This is a genomic window from Streptomyces sp. NPDC038707 (genome assembly GCF_040636485.1).
GTDB lineage: Bacteria > Actinomycetota > Actinomycetes > Streptomycetales > Streptomycetaceae > Streptomyces.
Genome location: NZ_JBEZUP010000004.1, coordinates 305,690 through 328,053 on the forward strand (window position 1 = coordinate 305,690; position 22,364 = coordinate 328,053).

The following is a 22,364-nucleotide window of genomic DNA, read 5'->3' on the forward strand; positions in this document are numbered from 1 at the left end:
GTGGTGTCAGGGCCCGGTGATGGTGTGAGCTCCCCTGCCAGGACTCGAACCTGGAACAAATCATCCAAAGTGACCCGTGTTGCCCATTACACCACAGGGGAGTGTATAGACCACCTAAACGGACATTTCGCTAGCCCGCTGAGGTCGCCGCCCCTACTATGCCGCACCACCAGCCTTCGATGCGACGGTACAACTCGGCGCCCTTCAGGACTTTGATCACCAGGCAGCCGCGATAGGCGTCCCCGGTGTTCTTGCGGACCGTCTTGGGGTTGTGCTTCTTCAGGGTGGTCTTGTTGAAGGCCGAGATGTCGGCGCCGATCAGGTCGGCCCAGTAGCGCTCGGCCCCCTCGACGTCGGCGTTCTCGTGGATCATCACGTTGAATCGCAGGCGCTCGCGTTCCACTTGGAGCAGGTCGAGCCATGCCAGATAGACTTTGATCATCCCGGGATCGCTGTTCACGAAGATGACGTTCTCCCGGCGGGCGTATGGCTTGTCCTTGCTGCCCTCGGCCCAATACAGGCCCACGCCCACCAGGAAGAGTTCGCGTCCCGACAGCTCGCCGACCGACCGCTTGGCCTTCTCCTTCGTCCGGCGCCGTTCCTCGTCCCGGATGCGCAGCTTCTCCTCCCAGCCCCTGCGGGCGATGGCCGCCGCTTCCTCGCGGGTTCGTCGCCGCTCCGGCTTCGGCAGATCCCGTACCCACAGCGAGATCGAGCTCTTGGAGCACCCCAGCTCCAGCTGGATCCGGTCGTACGTCCAGCCCTGGAGGCGCAGCTCCCTCGCCCGGTCCCGCAGGTCGTCCTTGGCGTTCGGGCGCTTTGTCCACTCGGGTGGTGGCTCGCCCTCCAGGAGGCGGTTGAGGATGTCGTTGTTGTCGACGTGCAGCCGGTCGCGGATCTGGCGCCGGCTCAGTCCTTCCCGACGCAGCGCCACCGCCCGCTCCCGCAGCCCCTCGAAGTCGGTGTATTTGCCGAATGTCTGTGCCATGGACATACCGTCCGGCCGGAATGGGAGGTTCCGGGGTCGAACGGGAAAGGTTCATCAGTTCGAGGGATAGGGGGAGGTTTCGAGGGCGTTCGGTTACGGAGTGTGGTGTGTGGAGGCAGGGGAAAGTCACCGGAAAAGCCGCACCCGGCGCCCGTAGGCTGGAGGCATGACCACGACGGGGGAAGACCATGCCAGGGCCCTGACCGGCCCGTGGTGGTGGGCGAGGTGGCGCAGCGCGGTGCTCGACGGGGGTCTCGCGCTGCTGTCCGCCGCGGAGTGTGCCGCGGAGGGGGTTCCGTTCGCCCGGGAGGCGGGGATCCCGGTGTCCGTGGGCATCGTGTTCGGGCTGATCGCCGGTGCGGTGCTGCTGGTGCGCCGGAAGTGGCCGATCGCGGTGGTGCTGGTGGCGATCGCGGTGACGCCGGCCGAGATGGGCTTCCTGATGGGGGTCGTCGGCCTGTACACGCTGGCGTCGTGCGAGCTGCCGCGCCGGGTGATCGGTGCGCTGTCGGGAATGTCGTTGCTGGGCACGGCGGTGGTGACGTTCGTGCGGGTGCGGCAGGACATGGCGCGCGGTGATCTCACGCTGGGTGACTGGTTCCTGCCGTTCGCGGCGGTGACGACGTCGTTGGGGCTGACGGCTCCGCCGGTGCTGCTGGGGTTGTACGTGGGGGCGCGGCGGCGGTTGATGGAGAGTCTGCGGGAGCGGGCGGATTCGCTGGAGCGGGAGCTTCAGCTGCTCGCGGAGCGGGCGGAGGAGCGGGCCGAGTGGGCGCGCAACGAGGAGCGGACGCGGATCGCGCGGGAGATGCACGATGTGGTGGCGCACCGGGTGAGTCTGATGGTGGTGCATGCGGCGGCGTTGCAGGCGGTGGCGCGGAAGGATCCGGAGAAGGCGGTGCGGAACGCGGCTCTGGTGGGGGACATGGGGCGGCAGGCGTTGACGGAGTTGCGGGAGATGCTCGGGGTGTTGCGGGCGGGTGGGGAGGCGGTGCGGCGTCCGGGTGCGGTGCCGTTGGCCGCGATGGGGGAGGCGGCCGAGGCGGCGGCGTCGCGGGCGGCGGTGGCGTCGGAGGCGGTGGAGGGGCCGTGTCTGTCGGAGCTGGAGGAGTTGGTCGGGCAGTCGGCGGCCGCGGGGATGGTGGTGGATCTGTCGGTGGAGGGGGAGGTGCGGTCGTATCCGGCGGAGATCGAGCAGACGGCGTACCGGGTGGTGCAGGAGGCGCTGACGAACGTCCACAAGCACGCGGCGGGTGCGAAGACGTATGTGCGGTTGGCGCACCGGGTGTCGGAGATCGCGATGCAGGTGGAGAACGAGCCGCCGCCGGAGCCGGCGTCGGCGTCGGCGGCGGGGCTGCCGTCGGGTGGGAACGGTCTGGTGGGGATGCGGGAGCGGGTCGTGGCGCTGGGCGGGGTGTTCGTGTCGGGGCCGACGGACGCGGGTGGGTTCCGGGTGTCGGCGGTGATTCCGGCGGCGTGAGGGGTGGGTGCGGGGTCAGCCGGCGGTGAGGCGGACGGGCTGGACGCCGGTGAGGAGGGTGGTGAGGGCGTGGTCGATGTCGGGGCCCGCGTACCAGTCGCCGGTGTGGTCGATGGTGTAGACGCGGCCTTCGGTGTCGATGGCGAGGAGGGCGGCGGTGTCGGTTTCCTCGCCGAGGGGGCAGAGCTGGGTGCCGAGGGCGCGGCCGAGGTCGCCGAGGGTGCGGGCGAGGTGGAGGCCGTGCAGGGGGTCGAGGTGGAGGGTGGCGGGGGCGATCTGGCGGCCGGGGCCGGTGGGGGTGACGGTGAGGCCGCCGAATTCGGCCCAGGCTTCGACGGCGGCGGGGAAGACGGTGTGCCGGTGGCCGGCGGGTGAGGTGTGGGTGCGCAGGGCGTCGGCCCAGATCTCGGCCTGTTTGATGTCCCAGCGTCCGGGGTGCCAGCCGGCGGCGCGCAGGGCGGCGTCGACGGGTACGGGGAAGCGCGATGGGGGTCCCCCCGGTCGAGCGGAGCCGGGATGGGGGGAGGAGGTGCGGTCGGGGTGCATCTGCCCTTCGTTCGTCGAGCTTGCCGGGGTGGTTCGGGTGGTGGCGGGGTCAGCCGTCGGTGGGGGTGGGGTCGACGATGCGGATGCCGAAGTGGGCGCTGAGGGCGGTGCAGGCGCGGCAGGGGGTGGCGAAGCGGCCGTGCAGGGGGTCGCCGTCCTCGCGTATGCGGCGGGCGGTGAGTTTGGCGTGTTTGAGGGCTTTGCGGGCTTCGCCGTTGGTCATGGGTCTGCGGGCGGCGCGTTTGCTGCGTGCGGCGTCGGCGGTGGTGAGGTGCCGGGAGATGAGGATGGTTTCGGCGCAGCGGCCGGTGAAGCGGTCGCGTTGGGCGCTGGTGAGGGTGTCGAGGAAGTCCTGGACGAGGGGGTGCAGGGTGGGGGGCTGGTCGCCGCGGGCGGCGGTGCAGGTGAGGGTGGTGCCGCGGACGGAGAGGGCGGCGGCGACGGCGGGCAGGATGCCGTCGCGGCGGTGCCGGAGGGTGGGGGTGGGGGGTGTCTCGGTGCCGCTCCAGTCGATGCGAGGGTCGCCGGCCCGCACGTCGGCACCTCCGGTCTGCATGGTCGTCATGATCGTTTCCCTCCCCTGGGGCATCCCCCCGAAGGACTTAGGGTGCCAAATGCCGTGGCTGGTGGGGAAGCTGGGGCGGTGTGACACGCCCGTTCCGGGGCGTGCGGTGACGGTGGGGTGACGGCCGGTCACGGCGGTGGGCGGGGGTGTGGCCGGGGGGGCGCGGGCGGGGGGTGTGGGCGGGTTGCGGCGGGCCGGTGACCGGGGTGGGCGTACCGCATAGGCTGGGCGGCGTCCGCGATCGACACCGCCGTTTACGGCCAGAGAGAACGCCGCAGGGGGCATCCGCCATGACGACAGGTCGGCTGGGGCAGCGAGCCGCGCCGCCGAACGCGGCCTACGCCGGGCAGGTCGTGCACTTTCCGGATCCGGTGCGGGCGGCGCGTCACCCGAGAGGGGTACGGGTCGATGAGCGGGGTTACCCGGATTTCTCGCCGTACGCGCGGGTGGCGGTGGAGATCGCCGAGCCGCCGGAGGGGTTCGGGGTCGATGAACTGCGGCTGACGGACTATGTGTCGGCGAACGCGGCGCTGGCGGCGACGGGGCACGAGTGGTGGGACACGGTGCCGAAGGTGGCGACGCCCCATGGCTGGACGTGGCATCACGTGGCGGGTACGCGGCGGCTGGAGCTGGTTCCGGTCGAGGTGAAGGCGTTGCTGAGGCATCACGGCGGGGTGGCGACGGCGGCGGTGGACCACGCGAAGCGGGGGACGCGGCCGTTGCAGGAGTCGCGGCCGGCGCACTTCGGGCTGCCGAAGTCGGGGGTGGCGGTGTCGGAGGCGCAGGTGCAGGGGGTCGAGGAGGAGCTGGGGTACCGGTTGCCCGGTGCCTACCGTTCGTTCCTGAAGGCGGCGGGCGGTTGTGCGCCGGTCGGTACGGCGCTGGACGCCGGGCTGGGTCTGCTGGTGGACCAGCCGTTCTTCACGGTGCGGGACGAGGCGGCGGTCAACGACCTGGTGTATGTGAACAAGTGTCTGCGGGACCACCTGACGAAGGATTATCTCGGGGTGGGGTTCGTGCAGGGCGGGCTGCTCGCGGTGAAGGTGAAGGGTGAGCGGGCCGGTTCGGTGTGGTTCTGCGCGTACGACGATGTGCGGGACGTGGATCCGTCGTGGTCGCCGGCGGAGCGGGTGGAGCGGCTGCTGCTGCCGTGCGGTGACGACTTCGACGCGTTCCTGTCCCGGCTGGCGGGCAGTCCGCCGGAGTTGGAGACGGTGGCGGGTCTGATGGTGGACGGCGGATTCGCCCGGGTCGTCCCGGTGTCTTCCGGTCCGGTGGGGGAGTGAGCTGCAGGCGATGGTGACGTACGCGCAGGCGCAGGAGCGCGCCGAGGAGTGGATCAACGGCGACGTGCCCGTGTACCAGCACCGTGAGGTGCGGGTGCGGGAGTTCGAGCTGGGGTTCGTGGTGTGGGGTGAGGACCGGGCGGAGGGTCCGCGGTCGGACGCGGGGGGCCAGCGGCTGGTGATCGCCCGGGACAGCGGGGAGGCCACGCTGTGGCCGGCGCTGCCGGTGGGTGAGGTGATCCGCCGGTACGAGGAGGAGTACGGCCGGGCCGGCGAGCCGCAGGACGCGGTTCCGGCGCCGGTGCGGCTGGACCTCAACCAGACGTCGTTCCTGCTGACTCCGCCGGAGTGGTTGCAGGAGGCGGCGGACAAGCTGGGGCTGGGAGAGCGGGGGGCGGATGGTGCGCCCTCGGCTTCGGCTCCTTCCTCGGCTTCGGCTTCGGCTTCGGCTCCGTCCTCGGCTTCCGCTTCCGCTTCGGCTTCGGCTTCGGCTTCGGCGGAGTCCGATGGTGGTACGGCGCCGGGCACTCCGGGCGCGTCCGGTGCGCCGGGAGTGCCCGCTTCCGCGGAGGTGCCCGCGGGTGCCACGCCCTGGGCCGGGACCGACACGAACGCGGGGTCCGGTGAGGACGACCGTTCCGTACCGCTGCCCGCGACGGTGTTCGCGCCCCCGTTGAGCGACCCGGACGACGCGGCGCGTCCCCCGGCGGTCGCGGCGGACGCGCCGACGGCGTTGATGTCGGGCGGCAGTCAGCTGCCGCCGACGGCGGTCGCGCCGGCGCAGACGGCTCCGGGTACGCCTCCGCCGGGTGTACCCCCGTACTCTCCGGCGCCCGGCGCTGTGCCTCCCGCGGCTCCCGGTGCGCCGGGGCACGGCTATCCGCCGGCGCCGGGCGGCGCGCCGCAGCCCCCTGCGGGGCCGGGTGCGCCCGGGCGTCCGCTGCCGCCCCACGCGGGGGACATCGCGGACGCCGCGACGAGCAAGGCGGCGCCGCCGCCGAGGAAGGGGCGCGGGGGAGTGGGTGCGCCGCCTCCGCCTCCGCCGCCGGGCGCTCCGGGCATGCCGGGCGTGCGCCCGGGGAGTGCGACGCCGCCGCCCGCGCCGGGTGCCCCCGGTGGCGGGTACGTACCGACGCAGCTGGTGTCGGCGCTCGGGCCGGAGGGTTCCGAGGGGCAGGCCGGTCCGGGGAGCGCGGAGGGAGCGGGGGCGCCGGGCGCGCCGAACGTTCCGGGTGCCCCCCGTCCGCCCGCCGCGCCGCCGGGCGGCCCGGGTGGTACGCCTCCGGGCGGTGTGCGCCAGGCGGTCACGATGCCGGCCGACCCGAGCCGACCGGGCACAGCCGCCCCGCAGCCTCCGGGTGCCCCCGGCATGCCTCCGGTGCCGGGCGCCCCCCAGCCTCCCGCGGGCCCCCACGCCCCGGGCGCCCCCGCTCCGGGCCCGTCGGGCGCCCAGGGCGGTCCGGGTGCCCCCGGTGCCGTGCACCAGGCCGAGACCATGCTGGCCGCTCCTCCCATGGCCGGTCCGCACGCCGGTCCGCACGCCGCGCCGCCGCCCCCGCCCGCTCCCGGCATGCCCCCGGGTGTTCCGGGCGCCCCGGCCCCCGTGCCGCCCGGCGCGATGCCTCCGCCCGGCGCGATGCCTCCGCCCGGCGCGATGCCTCCGCCGGGTGCACCCGTGCCGGGGCAGGCTTACGGGTATCCGCAGGGGCAGCCGATGGTGGGCCCGGGCTATCAGGCCGTGCTGCGTTACCGTGCGCAGGACGGTTCCGAGCAGCAACTGATCCGGCGTTCGGCGCCGGGCGTGCCGCACCCGGAGTGGCAGATCTTCCACGAGCTGCGGGCCATGAACGTACCGCCGGACCAGGTGCTGGAGCTGCACACCGAGCTGGAGTCGTGTGAGCTGCCGGGTGCCTACTGCGCGCGGATGATCCGTGAGCAGTGGCCGCAGGCGCGGATCACGAGCATCGCGCCGTACGGCACGGACCACGCGAGCCGGCGTCAGGGCATGCACCAGTTGCTGGCGCACCAGGGTGAGTTGCACCAGGTGGCGGACGGTCCCGCGCGGCCGGCGCCGGTGCGGGCGCCGCTGCCGCCGGTGCAGGCCGTGCCGCCGGTGCCGCCGGAGGGGGTCGCGCAGGAGCTGGCGGCGGCGTTCGGGCCGGGGATCTTCCGGTTCGAGCAGCAGGCGGTGTCCCGGCAGGGCGTGCCGCCCGTCGTGGCGCACACCCTGGTGGTGGCCGGTCTGCCGCTGGACATGGGCCCGTTCTTCTGGGCGCAGGCGCAGCCGGGCCGTCCGGTGCCGACGCTGGCGGAGCTGGCGGCCGAGCGCGGGGTGGCGGCGGCGCCGGACGCGGGCTCGTACCTGGTGATGGGCACCGATTTCGGCAAGGCGCTCTGTGTGCAGTACGGGACGGCGAACATCGTGGCCGTGCCGGTGGAGGCGGGGCCCGGGGGTGCGCCGGTGCCGCCGCAGTTCGTGAACTCCGGGCTGCCGGAGTTCGCGCGCTGCCTGGCGCTGCTGGGGCGGATGTGGCGCCTGAGGTACGGGCTGAACCAGGAGCAGGCGGGCCGCTGGACCGTCGACTTCCAGGCGCAGCTGGCCGCGCTGGACCCGGCGGCGCTCGGTTCGCCGGAGAGCTGGTGGTCGGTGCTGCTGGAGCAGATGTGGGACGGGCTGTTGTAGCCCGTTCGGCGCAGGGGCGGTCGCTGTGCGCCGTCGTCGGGCCCTCCACGCGGGTGCGTGGAGGGCCCGGTGCGTGTCCGGTGTGCGTTCCGTGTGCGCGCGCCGTTCTGCGGAGTGTCGGATGGTGACCCCTTATGTCCGATCCATCAAGATATGCACGAAATCATCCTGTCGTGCAGGTCCGGTGGAGAGGAGTCCCCAGGGTGAGCAGCGCATCGATGCCGCCGCACGGCTTCGCGACCGTCCGGGGGCGCGGCTACCGCCCCGACCAGGTCGACGCCTGTCTGGAGGCGCTGTCCGAGGAGCGGGACGCCGCCTGGGAGCGGGCCGCCCGGCTGACCGTGCTGGCCAAGGACATGGAGGCGGAGGCGGCCCGGCTGCGCGAGACGGTCGCCCGGCTCCAGCCGCAGACGTACGAGACGCTGGGGGAGGGGGCGCAGCGGCTGTTCCAGCGGGTGCAGAGCGAGGCGGCGGACCTCCGGGAGCGCACCCGGCGCGCGGCCGGGCAGCACGTCGCGCGCGCCGAGGCGGAGGCCGAACGGGTCCGCCGGGAGGCGCGGGAGGCGGCGGACGCGGTCCGCGCGGCGGCCGACGAGCACGCGCGCGGGCGGATCCTGGCGGCGCGGGGCGAGGCCAACGGCATCCGGGTCGGGGCCCGGCGCGAGGTGCGGGCGGCGCGCATGGAGGCCCTTGCCCTGGTGCGCGAGGCACGGCAGCGCGCCGCCGGGATGCTGGCCGAGCACTCCAGGGAGAACGCCGGCCGCTGGGCGGCGGCCGAACGGGAGGCGGCGGAGCGGGCGGCCGAGCTGGACGCCCGGCACGCCGAGCGGGCGAGCCGGGCCGAGGCCGCGCTGGCGGCGGCCGGGCGGGCCGTGGAGGAGGCCGGCGCGTACGCGCGCCGCTGCGAGGAGCGGGCCCGCGCACGCGCCGCCGAGATCGTCGCGGACGCGCGCGTGCGCGAGGAGCGCATCGCCCAGGAGACCGAACGGGTGCTGCGCGAGCACGGCGACACCTGGGACGCCGTCCAGGCGCACGTGGACTTCGCGCGCGACCGTCTGATGTCGCTGACCGGCAGGGCCGTCAACGAGTAGGCCGGGCCCGCCGGTTCACTCGGGGAGCACCGGGAACCGTCGCGGCGCGACCAGCAGCAGCACCGCGAACGCCAGGGCCGCCGCGCCCGCCGCCCCGAGGTAGACGGCGTGGACGGCGTCGGCGATGGCCCGCCGGGTCGCCTCCGGGGCCGTGCCGGCGTCCAGCGCGCGGGTGACGGAGTCCAGGTCGCCGGCCCCGCCCAGGCGTGCGGCCAGTACCCCGTTGGCGACGGCGCCGAACAGGGACGCGCCGAGGGTCTGGCCGGTCTGCCGGCAGAACAGCACCGAGGCGGTCGTGGTGCCCCGCTCCGACCAGCCCACGGTCGACTGCACCCCGACGATCAGCGGCAGCTGGAACAGGCCCAGCGCCCCGCCCAGCAGCAGCATCAGCAGCGTCGGCTGCCACCAGGCCCCGGGATACGGCAGGAACGGGAACGCCAGCAGGATCAGCGCGCCGAGGCCGATGCCGAGCAGCGCGGTGTCCCGGAAGCCGATCCGCCGGTACACGTGCTGGCTGAGCGCGGCGGACACCGGCCAGCTCAGCGTCCACACCGACAGCACGAACCCGGCGGCCACCGGGCCGAGTCCGAGCACCGACTGGGCGTACGTCGGCAGGAACACCGCGGGCGCCACCATCAGCAGGCCCAGCGCGCCGAGCGCCAGATTGACGGCGGCGATCGTCCGGCGCCGCCACACCCACCCCGGGATGACGGGCTGCGCGGCCCGCCGCTCCACCGCCACCACCACGGCGACCAGGGCCAGGCCCGTGCCGAACAGGGCCAGTGACGGCGCCGACAGCCACGGCCAGGCGACCCCGCCCTGCACCAGCGCGGTCAGCAGCACCCCGCCGCACGCGAACACCGCGAGCGCGCCGGCCCAGTCCACGCGTGCGCGGCCGGCGTTCTCCCGTCCGGGCTCGTGCAGGTGACGCACGATCAGCCACAGGGCGGCGGCGCCGATCGGCAGGTTGATCAGGAAGATCCAGCGCCAGTCGGCGTAGGCGGCGAGCACTCCGCCGAGCCCGGGGCCCGCCACCGCGGAGACCGCCCAGACCGTGGACAGCCGGGACTGGATCCTCGGGCGCTCCGCCAGCGGGTACAGGTCGGCGGCGAGCGTCTGCACGGTGCCCTGCAGCGCTCCGCCGCCCAGGCCCTGGACGATCCGGAACGCGATCAGCGCGCCCATGTTCCAGGCCGTCGCGCACAGCAGCGAACCCGCGAGGAAGACGGCCGCGCCCACCACCAGCACCGGTTTGCGGCCGAAGGTGTCGGAGAGCTTGCCGTAGACGGGGAGGGTGACGGTGACGGCGAGCAGATAGCCGGAGAACAGCCAGGAGAAGACGGAGAACCCGCCCAGGTCGCCGACGATCTGGGGCACGGCCGTGGAGACCACGGTGGAGTCCAGCGCGGCCAGGGCCATCGCCAGCATCAGCGCGGCCACCACCGCCCTCCGGCGCCGTTCCCCCTGGCGCCGGGCGGCGCCGCCGCGTATCGCGGGTGTCGTACTCCCCACCGCAGACCCCTCCCCTGCTTCCCGTCGGAAGCTACCCAGGTGCCCCCTGCACCTATGTCCGGGACGCCAGCATTCCACGGGCGACGGGCCGGGGCCGGGCGGGGCGCGGGGTGGAGGCCGCGCCCGCCGAAGGGTGGAGGCGTCCCCGAGAACCCCTCCACCCGTCGGTGGAGTCCCCCTAGGGGTTCCTCCGTACCCCGGCTCGGGGCGGGGTCGTCCCGGCGGAGGAGGAGCCCGGCCGGGTGCGCTCCGTAACCTGGTGGCACGCCGCTGGGGGGCGGCGGACCGCACCGGCGGGGGTGGGGTTTTCCCCCCGTGAAGACGGGGCTCCGCACCAGCGCGCGACACCCCCGCCGACCGCGAGACTCATCGACGTACTCAGGACGACACCCGGAACCACCGGGCGCTGTGCACCGACCTGTCGACCGACATAGGAGACATCACGTGACTTCGGCTGTAACGATTCCCAGGCACGGGGGTACTGGAGGGCGTACGGCCGTTGCCGCGCGGGCGCGGCAGGTCGTGAAGGCGTACGGGACGGGGGAGACGCGTGTCGTCGCGCTGGACGGCGTGGACGTGGACATCGCCCGCGGCCGGTTCACCGCCATCATGGGCCCTTCCGGGTCCGGCAAGTCGACCCTGATGCACTGCCTGGCCGGCCTGGACACGGTGACGAGCGGCCACATCCACCTGGACGAGACCGAGATCACCGGCCTGAAGGACAAGAAGCTCACCCAGCTGCGCCGGGACCGCATCGGCTTCATCTTCCAGGCGTTCAACCTGCTGCCCACGCTGAACGCCCTGGAGAACATCACGCTGCCCATGGACATCGCCGGCCGCAAGCCCGACCGGGCCTGGCTGGAGCGGGTGGTGGAGACCGTCGGGCTCGCCGGGCGCCTCAAGCACCGCCCCACCCAGCTCTCCGGCGGCCAGCAGCAGCGGGTCGCCGTGGCCCGCGCCCTCGCCGCCCGCCCGGAGATCATCTTCGGGGACGAGCCGACCGGAAACCTCGACTCGCGCGCGGGCGCCGAGGTGCTGGGCTTCCTGCGCCGCTCGGTGGACGAACTCGGCCAGACCATCGTCATGGTCACCCACGACCCGGTGGCCGCCTCCTACGCCGACCGGGTGCTCTACCTCGCCGACGGCCGCATCGTCGACGAGATGTACCAGCCGACGGCCGAACAGGTCCTGGACCGCATGAAGGACTTCGACGCCCGGGGGCGTACGTCGTGACCGTCCTGAAGACCTCGATGCGCAACTTCCTCGCGCACAAGGGACGCATGGCGCTGTCGGCGGTCGCCGTGCTGCTGTCGGTGGCGTTCGTGTGCGGCACGCTGGTGTTCACCGACACGATGAACACCACCTTCGACAAGCTGTTCCAGGCCACGGCCTCCGACGTCCAGATCAGCGCCAAGAGCGCCTCCGACACCGGGCAGACCACCTCCCGCACCGGCAGACCGCCGGTCCTGCCGGCCTCCGTCGTCGGCGAGGCCCGCTCCGCCCGGGGCGTGAAGTCGGCCGAGGGCACGGTGTTCTCCACCTCGGTGACCGTCGTGGACGCCGACAAGGACAAGCTGTCGCCCAGCAGCGGCGGACCCACCATCGTCGGCAGCTGGAACGGCAACGACGCCCGCACCATGGAGATCACCTCCGGTACGGCACCCAAGGGCCCCGACCAGGTGATGGTCGACGCCGACACCGCCGACCGGCACGGCCTCAAGCGCGGTGACGAGATCGGCCTCATCACGGCCCTCGGCACGCACCACGCACGCGTGTCCGGCACCGCCGCCTTCAAGGTCACCAACCCCGGCGCGGCGATCTTCTACCTGGACACCAGGACCGCCCAGCAGACCCTCGTCGGCCGCACCGGCGTCTACACCAACGTCAACGTCACCGCCGCCAAGGGCGTGAGCGACGAGCAGCTGAAGAAGAACGTCGTCGCCGTCCTCGGCCACGGCTACAAGGTGCAGACCGCCAAGGAGGTCGCCGCCGCCAACCAGAAGCAGCTCCAGAGCTTCCTGGACGTCATGAAGTACGCGATGCTCGGCTTCGCCGGGATCGCCTTCCTGGTCGGCATCTTCCTGATCGTCAACACCTTCTCCATGCTGGTCGCCCAGCGCACCCGGGAGATCGGCCTGCTGCGCGCCATCGGCTCCTCCCGCAAGCAGGTCAACCGCTCGGTGCTGGTCGAGGCCCTGCTGCTGGGCGTGGCCGGCTCCGTCCTCGGTGTCGGCGCGGGCGTCGGCCTCGCCATCGGCCTGATGAAGCTCATGGGGCAGATGGACATGAAGCTGTCCACCGACGACCTGACGGTGGCCTGGACGACCCCCGCGCTCGGCCTGCTCCTGGGCGTGGTCGTCACCGTCCTCGCCGCGTATCTGCCCGCCCGGCGCGCCGGCACGGTGTCCCCGATGGCCGCCCTGCGCGACGCCGGCGCCCCCGCCGACGCCCGCTCCGGTGCCGTCCGCGCCGCCCTCGGCCTGCTGCTGACCGCCGCCGGCGGCTGGAGCCTGTACATGGCCGCCACCGCGGACCAGGCCAAGACCGGCTCCGGCTGGCTGGGCCTGGGCGTGCTGCTCACCCTGATCGGCTTCGTCGTCGTCGGCCCGCTGCTCGCCGGCGGCCTGGTCCGCGTCCTCGGCGCGGTCCTCCTGCGGATCTTCGGGCCCGTCGGCCGGATGGCCGAGCGCAACGCGCTGCGCAACCCGCGCCGCACCGGCGCCACCGGCGCCGCCCTGATGATCGGCCTGGCCCTGGTGGCCTGCCTGTCGGTGGTCGGCTCCTCCATGGTGGCCTCGGCCACCGACCAGCTCGACAAGACGGTCGGCACCGACTTCATCGTCCAGGAGGACAACGGCGACATCATCAACAAGCAGGCCGTCCAGGCCGTCAAGGACACGCCGGGCCTGGCCCGGGTCACCGAGTACAAGCTCCTCGACGCGGCCCTGACCACGCCGGACGGCCGCACCACCAAGAAGGAGACGATCAACGCGGCCGACCCGACGTACGCCCAGGACGTGCGCACCAAGACCGTCGCCGGCACCCTCGCCGACGCCTACCGGCCGGACTCGATGTCCGTCTTCGAGGGCTTCGCCGAGGACCACGGCATCAAACTCGGCTCCACCGTCGCCGTCCACTTCGAGGACGGCCGGACGGCGAAGCTGACCGTCCGCGCGATCACCAGCGACGAGGCCGTCGTCGACAAGGGCGCGATGTACGCCTCCATCGCCACGGTCGCCAAGTACGTCCCCGCCGACCGGATGCCGCTGGACGACCTGCTGTTCGCCACCGCGAAGGACGGCCAGGAGAAGGCCGCCTACCAGGCGCTGAAGTCGGCGCTGCACGAGTTCCCGCAGTACACCGTGCGCGACCAGACCGACTACAAGCAGGAACTGAAGGACCAGATCGGCCAGCTCCTGAACATGATCTACGGCCTGCTGGCGCTCGCGATCGTCGTGGCGGTCCTCGGTGTGGTGAACACCCTGGCCCTGTCCGTGGTCGAGCGCACCCGGGAGATCGGCCTGATGCGGGCCATCGGCCTCTCCCGCCGCCAGCTGCGCCGCATGATCCGCCTGGAGTCCGTGGTGATCGCCGTCTTCGGAGCCCTGCTGGGCCTCGGCCTCGGCATGGGCTGGGGCGCCACCGCGCAGCAGCTCCTCTCCCTGGAGGGCCTGAAGATCCTCGACATCCCCTGGCCGACGATCACCGGGGTGTTCATCGGCTCGGCCTTCGTGGGCCTGTTCGCCGCGCTGGTCCCGGCGTTCCGGGCGGCCCGGATGAACGTGCTGAAGGCGATCGCGACCGACTAGCACACCGGCCCCGCCCACGGCCACCGCACACGGGGGCTGCGGGGGAACACCCGGCGCCGGGGAGTCCTCAGGACTCCCCGGCGCCGCGTCGTGCGCACGCGGTCACCCCGGGTTGTCCACAGGGTCCTTGCCCAGGGTTGTCCACAGCCCCCCGCGTCCCCGCCGACACCGTCGTACGCTGGACAGCCCCGGCCCGTCGCACGAGTCGGGCCCTTCGTGTTGCCGACCCCCGGACGGAAAAAGCCTCCATGAGCCTGCACGGTCTGCTCGACGCCGTCGTCAAGGACTCCGCCCTCGCGGAAGCGATGCGCGCGGCAGCGGACGGCAACCGCCCGCACGTCGACCTGGTCGGCCCCCCGGCGGCCCGGCCCTTCGCCGTCGCCGCCCTGGCCCGGGACGCCGGCCGCCCGGTGCTGGCGGTCACCGCGACCGGCCGCGAGGCCGAGGACCTGGCCGCCGCCCTGCGCTCCCTGCTGCCGCCCGAGGGCGTCGTGGAGTACCCCTCCTGGGAGACCCTCCCGCACGAGCGGCTCAGCCCCCGCAGCGACACCGTCGGCCGCCGCCTCGCCGTCCTGCGCCGCCTCGCCCACCCCAGCGCCGACGACCCCGGGGCCGGCCCTGTCTCCGTCGTCGTCGCCCCCGTGCGCTCCGTGCTCCAGCCGCAGGTCAAGGGCCTCGGAGACCTGGAGCCGGTAGCCCTGCGCGCCGGCCGGAGCGCCGACCTGGACGACGTCGTCGAAGCCCTCGCGGCCGCCGCCTACGCGCGCGTGGAGCTGGTCGAGAAGCGCGGCGAGTTCGCCGTGCGCGGCGGCATCCTGGACGTGTTCCCGCCCACCGAGGAACACCCCCTGCGCGTCGAGTTCTGGGGCGACGAGGTCGAGGAGATCCGCTACTTCAAGGTCGCCGACCAGCGCTCCCTCGAAATCGCCGACCACGGCCTGTGGGCGCCCCCCTGCCGCGAGCTGCTGCTCACCGACGACGTCCGCGCACGCGCGCGTGCCCTCGCCGAGGACCACCCCGAACTGGGCGAACTGCTCGGCAAGATCGCCGAGGGCATCGCGGTGGAGGGCATGGAGTCCCTGGCCCCCGTCCTGGTCGACGACATGGAGCTGCTGCTCGACGTGCTGCCCAAGGGCGCCATGGCCGTCGTCTGCGACCCGGAGCGGGTCCGCACCCGCGCCGCCGACCTCGTCGCCACCAGCCAGGAATTCCTCCAGGCGTCCTGGGCGGCCACCGCCGGCGGCGGCGAGGCCCCCATCGACGTCGGCGCGGCCTCCCTGTGGTCCATCGCCGACGTCCGCGACCGCGCCCGCGAGCTGGACATGATGTGGTGGTCGGTCTCCCCGTTCGCCGCCGACGCCGACGCCATGGGCGACGCCGACACCCTCAAGCTCGGCATGCGCGCCCCCGAGACCTATCGCGGCGACACCGCGCGCGCCCTCGCCGACACCAAGGGCTGGCTCGCCGACGGCTGGCGCACGGTGTTCGTCACCGAGGGCCACGGCCCGGCCGCCCGCACCGTCGAGGTCCTCGGAGGCGAGGGCATCGCCGCCCGCCTGGACGCCGACCTCGGCGCACTCGCCCCCTCCGTGGTGCACGTCTCCTGCGGCTCCATCGAGTACGGCTTCGTCGACCCGGCGCTCAAGCTCGCCGTGCTCACCGAGACCGACCTGACCGGGCAGCGCACCGCCGGCCGCGAGGGCGCCCGCATGCCGGCCCGCCGCCGCAAGACCATCGACCCGCTCACCCTGGAACCGGGCGACTACATCGTCCACGAACAGCACGGCGTCGGCCGCTACATCGAGATGGCGCAGCGCACCGTGCAGGGCGCCACCCGCGAGTACCTGGTCGTGGAGTACGCGCCCGCCAAGCGCGGCCAGCCCGGCGACCGGCTGTACATCCCGACCGACCAGCTGGAGCAGATCACCAAGTACGTCGGCGGCGAGGCACCCACCCTGCACCGCCTCGGCGGCGCCGACTGGACCAAGACCAAGGCCCGCGCCAAGAAGGCCGTCAAGGAGATCGCCGCCGACCTGATCAAGCTGTACAGCGCGCGCATGGCCGCCCCCGGCCACGCCTTCGGCTCCGACACCCCCTGGCAGCGCGAGCTGGAGGACGCCTTCCCCTACGCCGAGACCCCGGACCAGCTCACCACCATCGCCGAGGTCAAGGAGGACATGGAGAAGTCGGTCCCGATGGACCGCCTGATCTGCGGCGACGTCGGCTACGGCAAGACCGAGATCGCGGTCAGGGCCGCCTTCAAGGCCGTACAGGACGGCAAGCAGGTAGCCGTCCTGGTCCCCACCACCCTGCTGGTGCAGCAGCACTACGGCACGTTCTCCGAGCGGTACGCGCAGTTCCCCGTCAACGTGCGCGCCCTGTCCCGCTTCCAGACCGACACCGAGGCCAAGGCCGTCCTGGAGGGCCTGAAGGACGGCTCGGTGGACGTCGTCATCGGCACCCACCGCCTGTTCTCCTCCGAGACCAAGTTCAAGGACCTCGGCCTGGTCATCGTCGACGAGGAGCAGCGCTTCGGCGTCGAGCACAAGGAGCAGCTCAAGAAGCTCCGCGCCAACGTCGACGTGCTGACGATGTCCGCGACCCCGATCCCGCGCACCCTGGAGATGGCGGTCACCGGCATCCGCGAGATGTCCACGATCACCACACCCCCCGAGGAGCGCCACCCGGTGCTCACCTTCGTCGGGCCGTACGAGGAGAAGCAGATCGGCGCCGCCATCCGCCGCGAACTGCTGCGCGAGGGCCAGGTCTTCTACATCCACAACCGCGTCGAGTCCATCGACCGCGCGGCGGCCAGGCTCCGCGAGATCGTCCCCGAGGCACGCATCGCCACCGCCCACGGCCAGATGTCGGAGTCCGCGCTGGAACAGGTCGTGGTCGACTTCTGGGAGAAGAAGTCCGACGTACTGGTCTCCACCACGATCGTGGAGTCCGGCATCGACATCTCCAACGCCAACACCCTGATCGTGGAGCGCGGCGACACCTTCGGCCTGTCCCAGCTGCACCAGCTGCGCGGCCGGGTCGGCCGTGGCCGCGAGCGCGGGTACGCCTACTTCCTGTACCCGCCGGAGAAGCCGCTGACCGAGACGGCGCACGAGCGGTTGGCGACCATCGCCCAGCACACCGAGATGGGCGCGGGCATGTACGTGGCGATGAAGGACCTGGAGATCCGCGGCGCCGGCAACCTGCTCGGCGGCGAGCAGTCCGGCCACATCGCGGGCGTCGGCTTCGACCTGTACGTCCGCATGGTCGGCGAGGCCGTCGCCGACTACCGGCGCCAGCTCGAGACCGGCGAGGCCGAGGAGGAGGCGCCGCTGGAGGTCAAGATCGAGCTGCCCGTCGACGCGCACGTCCCGCACGACTACGCGCCCGGCGAGCGCCTGCGCCTCCAGGCCTACCGCTCGATCGCCTCCGCCAACAGCGAGGAGGACATCAGGGCCGTCCGCGAGGAGCTCACCGACCGCTACGGCAAGCTGCCCGAACCGGTGGAGAACCTGCTGCTGGTGGCCGGCCTGAGGATGCTCGCGCGCGCGTGCGGCGTCGGCGAGGTCGTGCTCCAGGGCACCAACATCCGCTTCGCGCCGGTCGAACTGCGCGAATCGCAGGAGCTGCGGCTCAAGCGGCTCTACCCCGGTACGGTCCTCAAGCCGGCCGCCCACCAGGTGCTCGTCCCGCGCCCGAAGACAGCCAAGGTCGGCGGCAGGCCGCTGGTCGGCCGCGAACTGCTGGCCTGGGTCGGCGAGTTCCTCACCTCGGTCCTGGGCTGACCGGTGCCGGGTCGGGGAACGGCGGACGACAGCCGGGGCAGGCGGACGGGCACGGGGGGCGCGCGTGCGGATCGGTGAGCTGGCCGAGGCCACCGGAACGACACCGCGCGCCCTGCGCCACTACGAACAGCAGGGGCTGATCACGTCCACGCGCGCGGCCAACGGCTACCGCGCGTTCGACGCCGGCCCGGTCGTACGGGTGCGCAACATCCGCCGGCTGCTGGGGGCGGGCCTCACCCTGGACGACGTACGGGTGTTCCTGCCCTGCCTGGACGGCGACATCACCGCCGGCCCCGCCTCCGCGAAGGCGCTCAGGGTGGCCCGGGACCGGCTGGCCGTCCTGGACGCCCGCATCGCCGCCCAGACGGAGCTGCGGAACCGGCTGGCGACGGCGTTGCGGGAGGCGGGGGCCGGGGTCCCCTGACGGGGTGCCGGGCCTCCTCGGAAGGGACCGGTCAGGAGACGAGCGCGCCGCCGTCCACGGGCAGCACCACCCCCGTCACGAACGACGCCCCCGGGGAGGCGAGGCGGGTGATGGCCCAGGCGACCTCCTCGGGGCGGCCGATCCGGCCGAGCGGGGTGTGGGCGAGCTGCCACTGCCGGATGCCGGCCCGCTGCTCGGGGGTGTGGCCGGCGTGGTCGGCGATCGGCGTCTCGATCGCGCCCGGGGCCACCGCGACCACCCGGATGCCGTGCGGCGCCAGTTCCACCGCCCAGCTGCGGGTCAGCACCTCCAGGGCCGCCTTGCCCGCCGCGTACAGGGAGTTGCCGGGCCAGCCCCGCTGGCCCACCGCCGTCGTCACGTTCACCACGACCCCCCGGCTCTCCTGAAGCGCGGGCAGCGCGGCCTGGGTGAGCAGCACGGGCGCGAGGAGGTTGGTCTCCAGCAGCGGCCGTACCGACGCGCGGGTGTAGCCGCGCAGGGAGTCGGCGGTGACCACGGCCGCGTTGTTGACCAGGACGTCGATCCTGCCGTGGCGCTCCAGCGTGCCCCGTACGACGGTGGCGGGCCCGTCCTCGGCGGTCAGGTCGGCGGGCAGCGGTGTGATCCCGGGGTGCCCCTCGGCGGTCTCGGCCAGCGGCGCGGAACGGCGGCCGACGGCGACGACCCGGTCGCCCCCGGCGGCGAACGCGCGCGCGGTCGCCCGGCCGATGCCGGTGCCCGCGCCGGTCACGAGCACGGTACGAGGGTGAGCGGAGGGGCTGGTGCCCAAGGTGCTGTTCTCGGTCATGCCGGGATCGTCCGACCCTGACGCCGGTGACAAGGTCAAGCGGCAACGCCGCGCCGAACAAAACCACTCTTGTCCTGCTATTGACTGATTACGCCCCATCTGCTGGGCGCGGACGGGAAGTTACCGTGGAACGCGGAACGACCCGCCCCGCTCGGAGGGCGGACCAGCACGAGCAAGGGGGGCGCACCGTGACGCGTCTGAGGGGCGGGGTGGTCACCGCCGTGGCCCTGCTGGTGGCCGTGACCGGCTGCACGGCCGAGCAGGACAAGGGATCCGCCGGGCCCGGGGGCAAGGGAGGCGGCGGCGCGGCCCTGACCGCCGCCGGCTCACTGACCGTCAAGGGCCGCGCTCCCAAGACCGGTTACTCCCGCGACCGGTTCGGCTCGGCCTGGGCGGACACCGACTCCAACTCCTGCGACACCCGTGACGACATCCTCAAACGCGACCTGAAGGACGTGAAGGTCACCGGCGGCACCTGCAAGGTCACCTACGGCCTGCTGGACCCCGACCCCTACTCCGGCAAGGAGATCACCTACCGGCGCGGCCGCAGCCAGGTGGACATCGACCACGTCGTGGCCCTTTCCGACGCCTGGCAGAAGGGCGCCAAGTACTGGGACCCCGGCAAGCGCATCGCCCTCGCCAACGACCCGCTCAACCTCCTGGCCGTCGACGCGCGCACCAACCGCGGCAAGGGTGACGGCGACGCGGCCACCTGGCTCCCGCCCAACAAGGACTACCGGTGCGAGTACGTCGCCGCGCAGGTGGCGGTCAAGAAGAAGTACGGCCTGTGGGTCACCGCCGCCGAACAGTCGGCCATGAAGAAGGTCCTCGCCGGCTGCCCGGACCAGAAGCTGCCCACCGGCGGCAACCCGACCCGGGCACCCGAGCGCTTCCGGGCCCGCTGACCGGGTGAACCGCTGTCCCGGCGGGCCCGTCCGGTCTACCGTGATCCGCATGGAGATCAAGGTGAGCAGCCTCGCCGAGCGGCCCGACCGGCTGCCGGAGGTGCTCGACATGCCCGACACCTGGCCGGAGTTCGTCACCCATGACCTCGTGGGCGCCGCCCACTACGGCCGCATCCCCACCGAACTGCCGGAATACGCCCTGTTCGCCGAGGACGAGGACGGCCGGGTCGTCGCCCACGCCTACAGCGTGCCCTTCGCCCTGCACGCGCCGGGCCGGGGCACCCTGCCCGCCCGGGGCTGGGACCAGGTCCTCGCGTGGGCGTTCGCCGACCTGCGCCGCGGCACCCGCCCGGACACGGTGAGCGCCATCTCGGTCACCATCGCCCCGCACGCCCAGGGCCGGGGACTGTCCGCCGTCCTGCTCTCCGCGCTGCGGGACAACGCCCGCGCCCGGGGCTTTGGCGAGGTCGTCGCCCCCGTCCGGCCCAGCGCCAAGCACCGCGAACCGCACACCCCGATCACCGAGTACGCCCACCGGGTCCGCCCCGACGGGCTGCCCGAGGACCCGTGGCTGCGCGTCCACGCCCGGGCCGGCGCCACCGTCGACTCCGTCGCCCCGGCCTCCATGACCGTCGGCGGCTCGCTGGAGGAATGGCGCCGCTGGACCGGGCTGCCCTTCGACCGCCCCGGCGACATCGAGGTGCCCGGCGCGCTGGTCCCGGTGCGCTGCGAACCGGAGCGCGGGTACGCCGTCTACGTCGAACCCAACGTCTGGATGCGGCACCCGCTGTGACCCCGCGCCGGGCCCGGCCCCGTACCGGCCCTTACAGCGCGTCCAGGTCGATGACCTTCCCCGTGGGCTTGTCCGCGGGGACCGGCCGGTCGAAGTCGCTGAAGGACAGGTGGACCTGCTCCTTGGCCGTGGCAGCGCTTTCGATCCGCAGCACGTACGGCTTGCCCTCCGTCGCCACGAACGCCCTGTAGTCGTCCTTGCCGTCCTTCTCGTGCAGGACGATCGCGGGCTTGCCGTCGACCTTCGTCGTCTTGCCGCGGGTCGCCGACTCGTCGCCGTCCTCCATGGCGCCGAGGACCGTGTCCAGGTCGCAGAAGCTCGCGATGTCCTTGGCGTCCTGGCCCTTGGCGGCCATCTTGGTCCACTTCCCGGCGAGCATGCCGACCGCTGTGTCGGTGTCCTCCTTGGACTCGCCCTCGCTCTGGGCCCGCAGGAACTTCTCGTCGTACTTCATGTAGAGCGTGCCGCCGGACTTGATCAGGTCGGCCTTGCCCTCACCGTCCATGCTCACCGTGCCCGCGCACCGGCCCTGCTTGTCGAGCGCCATGTCGATGTCGATGAAGCCCTTGCTCTCGTCGTCGGGAACCCGGCCCTTCACGCGCAGCGACGAGGAACCGGTGGTGGCCTTCATCGCCCGCTCGACTATCTGACCGCCGCTCAGCCCGGCGAACGGGCCCTTCGGCTTGCCGGCCGAGTCGTCCCCCGACTGGCAGCCGGTGGCGAGGCCGGCGGTGGCCGCGGCGGCGAGACAGAGAGCGGCAAAAGCGGTACGACGCATGAGGGTTCCTTGTTGGAGAGTGGTACTGATGAGCGGGGAGCCGGACGGCTCCGTCAGGGTGAGCGGTACGGGGATGAGCCGCGCGGAGGCGGACGGCGCGGGGAGTGGAGGTCCCCGCGCCGGGGTGGGCGAACGGGTCAGGCCTTCTTCCAGTCGCCGCAGTCGTTCGTCTTGAAGTAGGCATCCGAGGCGCTGATGGTGACGACGGCCGTGCCGGTCACGTTGTCGTTGGCGAGGATCGAGTCCATGCCGTCTTCGGCGTCCTTGGCGCGCTCCCAGTAACAGGAGTCGTCGGCGTTCCCGGTCGACCTGTAGGTGCCCGGCGCGATGTCCGTCCCCACCTTGAACATGCCCCCGTCGCCTTCCACGGAGGTGGCGGGCGTGCCCTTCGCGTTGGGGTCCACGGCGGCCCAGTCGGCGCAGCCGCTGGACTTGAACACCTTGTCGGTGGCTTTGACGGTCACGTAACTCGTCCCGCTGACATTGTCGTTGGCGAGCACGGAGTCCGGTTCACCGGAGGCGTCCTTGGCGCGCTCCCAGTAGCACATGTCATCCGTGTTGCCGGTCGTGCGGTACGTCCCCGGCTTGATGTCGGTGCCCACCCGGTAGGTGCCGTCGCCTCCGAAGGCGGCCTTCGCCCCCTCCTCCCCCTCGGCCGTCCCGGTGCCGTCGGAGTCGTGCGAGCCGCCGCCCGCGTCCTTTCCGTCGCCGGGCCGGTGCCCGGCCGAGGTCGAGGAGCCGGCCTTGGCGCCATCGCCGGTACCGCCGCTCTTGTCGCCGCTGCCGGCGGTGGCGGACACGGTCCCGATGACGGCGATCCCCACTACCGCGCCGATCGCGAGCCTGGCTTTCATGCCCATGGCGAATCCCTCCCCGAATGCGGCGGCCTCCCCCTCCGGCGACCGCTCGTT

Annotated in this window: 17 protein-coding genes and 1 tRNA gene; 10 read left to right on the top strand and 8 right to left on the bottom strand. The window is 73.0% G+C overall.

Features of this window, described 5'->3' with window-relative positions; all coding sequences use genetic code 11:
* Window positions 1-29: 29 nt before the first annotated feature.
* Window positions 30-101: transfer RNA gene (locus AB0E62_RS08335), tRNA-Gln, on the bottom strand.
* A 29-nt stretch (window positions 102-130) separates the two neighbouring features.
* A complete protein-coding gene (locus AB0E62_RS08340; RefSeq protein ID WP_362189903.1) occupies window positions 131-988 on the bottom strand; it encodes a hypothetical protein in 858 nt (285 codons plus the stop codon).
* Between the two features lie 166 nt (window positions 989-1,154).
* Between AB0E62_RS08340 and AB0E62_RS08345 the strand changes: the two genes are divergently transcribed.
* A complete protein-coding gene (locus AB0E62_RS08345; RefSeq protein ID WP_362189906.1) occupies window positions 1,155-2,468 on the top strand; it encodes a histidine kinase in 1,314 nt (437 codons plus the stop codon).
* 15 nt (window positions 2,469-2,483) lie between these two features.
* Here AB0E62_RS08345 and AB0E62_RS08350 read toward each other — a convergent pair whose 3' ends face one another.
* A complete protein-coding gene (locus AB0E62_RS08350; RefSeq protein WP_362189909.1) occupies window positions 2,484-3,014 on the bottom strand; it encodes an SUKH-3 domain-containing protein in 531 nt (176 codons plus the stop codon).
* A 49-nt stretch (window positions 3,015-3,063) separates the two neighbouring features.
* The gene (locus AB0E62_RS08355; RefSeq protein ID WP_362189912.1) at window positions 3,064-3,579 is read right to left on the bottom strand and encodes a YwqJ-related putative deaminase; all 516 of its coding nucleotides are present in this window, start codon (window positions 3,577-3,579) and stop codon (window positions 3,064-3,066) included.
* Between the two features lie 290 nt (window positions 3,580-3,869).
* On the opposite strand from AB0E62_RS08355, the gene AB0E62_RS08360 reads away from it, so the two are divergent.
* The 3 genes from AB0E62_RS08360 (at window position 3,870) to AB0E62_RS08370 (ending at window position 8,639) form a co-directional block, all read left to right on the top strand.
* A complete protein-coding gene (locus AB0E62_RS08360; RefSeq protein WP_362189915.1) occupies window positions 3,870-4,865 on the top strand; it encodes an SMI1/KNR4 family protein in 996 nt (331 codons plus the stop codon).
* 10 nt (window positions 4,866-4,875) lie between these two features.
* The gene (locus AB0E62_RS08365; protein ID WP_362189917.1) at window positions 4,876-7,548 is read left to right on the top strand and encodes an SUKH-4 family immunity protein; all 2,673 of its coding nucleotides are present in this window, start codon (window positions 4,876-4,878) and stop codon (window positions 7,546-7,548) included.
* A gap of 203 nt (window positions 7,549-7,751) precedes the next feature.
* Window positions 7,752-8,639: a cellulose-binding protein gene (locus tag AB0E62_RS08370; protein WP_362189920.1), complete on the top strand. Its 888-nt coding sequence runs from the start codon at window positions 7,752-7,754 to the stop codon at window positions 8,637-8,639.
* 15 nt (window positions 8,640-8,654) lie between these two features.
* Here AB0E62_RS08370 and AB0E62_RS08375 read toward each other — a convergent pair whose 3' ends face one another.
* Entirely contained in the window at window positions 8,655-10,151 is a 1,497-nt protein-coding gene (locus AB0E62_RS08375) for an MFS transporter (protein ID WP_362189923.1), read from the bottom strand.
* Between the two features lie 444 nt (window positions 10,152-10,595).
* On the opposite strand from AB0E62_RS08375, the gene AB0E62_RS08380 reads away from it, so the two are divergent.
* The 4 genes from AB0E62_RS08380 (at window position 10,596) to AB0E62_RS08395 (ending at window position 18,169) form a co-directional block, all read left to right on the top strand.
* A complete protein-coding gene (locus tag AB0E62_RS08380) occupies window positions 10,596-11,384 on the top strand; it encodes an ABC transporter ATP-binding protein (RefSeq protein ID WP_362189925.1) in 789 nt (262 codons plus the stop codon).
* A complete protein-coding gene (locus tag AB0E62_RS08385; RefSeq protein ID WP_362189928.1) occupies window positions 11,381-13,960 on the top strand; it encodes an FtsX-like permease family protein in 2,580 nt (859 codons plus the stop codon). Before AB0E62_RS08380 ends, AB0E62_RS08385 begins: the two co-directional genes overlap by 4 nt.
* Before the next feature lie 248 nt (window positions 13,961-14,208).
* The gene (gene mfd, locus AB0E62_RS08390) at window positions 14,209-17,745 is read left to right on the top strand and encodes a transcription-repair coupling factor (protein WP_362189931.1); all 3,537 of its coding nucleotides are present in this window, start codon (window positions 14,209-14,211) and stop codon (window positions 17,743-17,745) included.
* 64 nt (window positions 17,746-17,809) lie between these two features.
* Window positions 17,810-18,169 carry a MerR family transcriptional regulator gene (locus AB0E62_RS08395; RefSeq protein WP_362189934.1) on the top strand — a complete coding sequence of 120 codons (360 nt, stop codon included), beginning with the start codon at window positions 17,810-17,812 and terminating at the stop codon, window positions 18,167-18,169.
* A gap of 31 nt (window positions 18,170-18,200) precedes the next feature.
* Here the strand turns inward: AB0E62_RS08395 and AB0E62_RS08400 are convergent, their stop codons facing one another.
* Window positions 18,201-18,977, bottom strand: coding sequence for an SDR family oxidoreductase (locus AB0E62_RS08400; protein WP_362189937.1), 777 nt, complete (start codon window positions 18,975-18,977; stop codon window positions 18,201-18,203).
* Between the two features lie 188 nt (window positions 18,978-19,165).
* Here AB0E62_RS08400 and AB0E62_RS08405 point away from each other — a divergent pair, with 188 nt between their 5' ends.
* Window positions 19,166-19,882: an HNH endonuclease family protein gene (locus tag AB0E62_RS08405; protein WP_362189939.1), complete on the top strand. Its 717-nt coding sequence runs from the start codon at window positions 19,166-19,168 to the stop codon at window positions 19,880-19,882.
* Between the two features lie 49 nt (window positions 19,883-19,931).
* On the top strand, window positions 19,932-20,675 hold the full coding sequence (locus tag AB0E62_RS08410) for an N-acetyltransferase (protein WP_362189942.1): 744 nt from the start codon (window positions 19,932-19,934) through the stop codon (window positions 20,673-20,675).
* A 31-nt stretch (window positions 20,676-20,706) separates the two neighbouring features.
* On the opposite strand, the gene AB0E62_RS08415 is transcribed toward AB0E62_RS08410, so the two are convergent.
* Both AB0E62_RS08415 and AB0E62_RS08420 read right to left on the bottom strand, forming a co-directional pair.
* Complete coding sequence (locus AB0E62_RS08415; RefSeq protein WP_362189945.1) at window positions 20,707-21,453, bottom strand: hypothetical protein; 747 nt, start codon at window positions 21,451-21,453, stop codon at window positions 20,707-20,709.
* Window positions 21,454-21,590: 137 nt separating this feature from the next.
* Window positions 21,591-22,313, bottom strand: coding sequence for a hypothetical protein (locus tag AB0E62_RS08420; RefSeq protein WP_362189948.1), 723 nt, complete (start codon window positions 22,311-22,313; stop codon window positions 21,591-21,593).
* Between the last annotated feature and the right edge of the window lie 51 nt (window positions 22,314-22,364).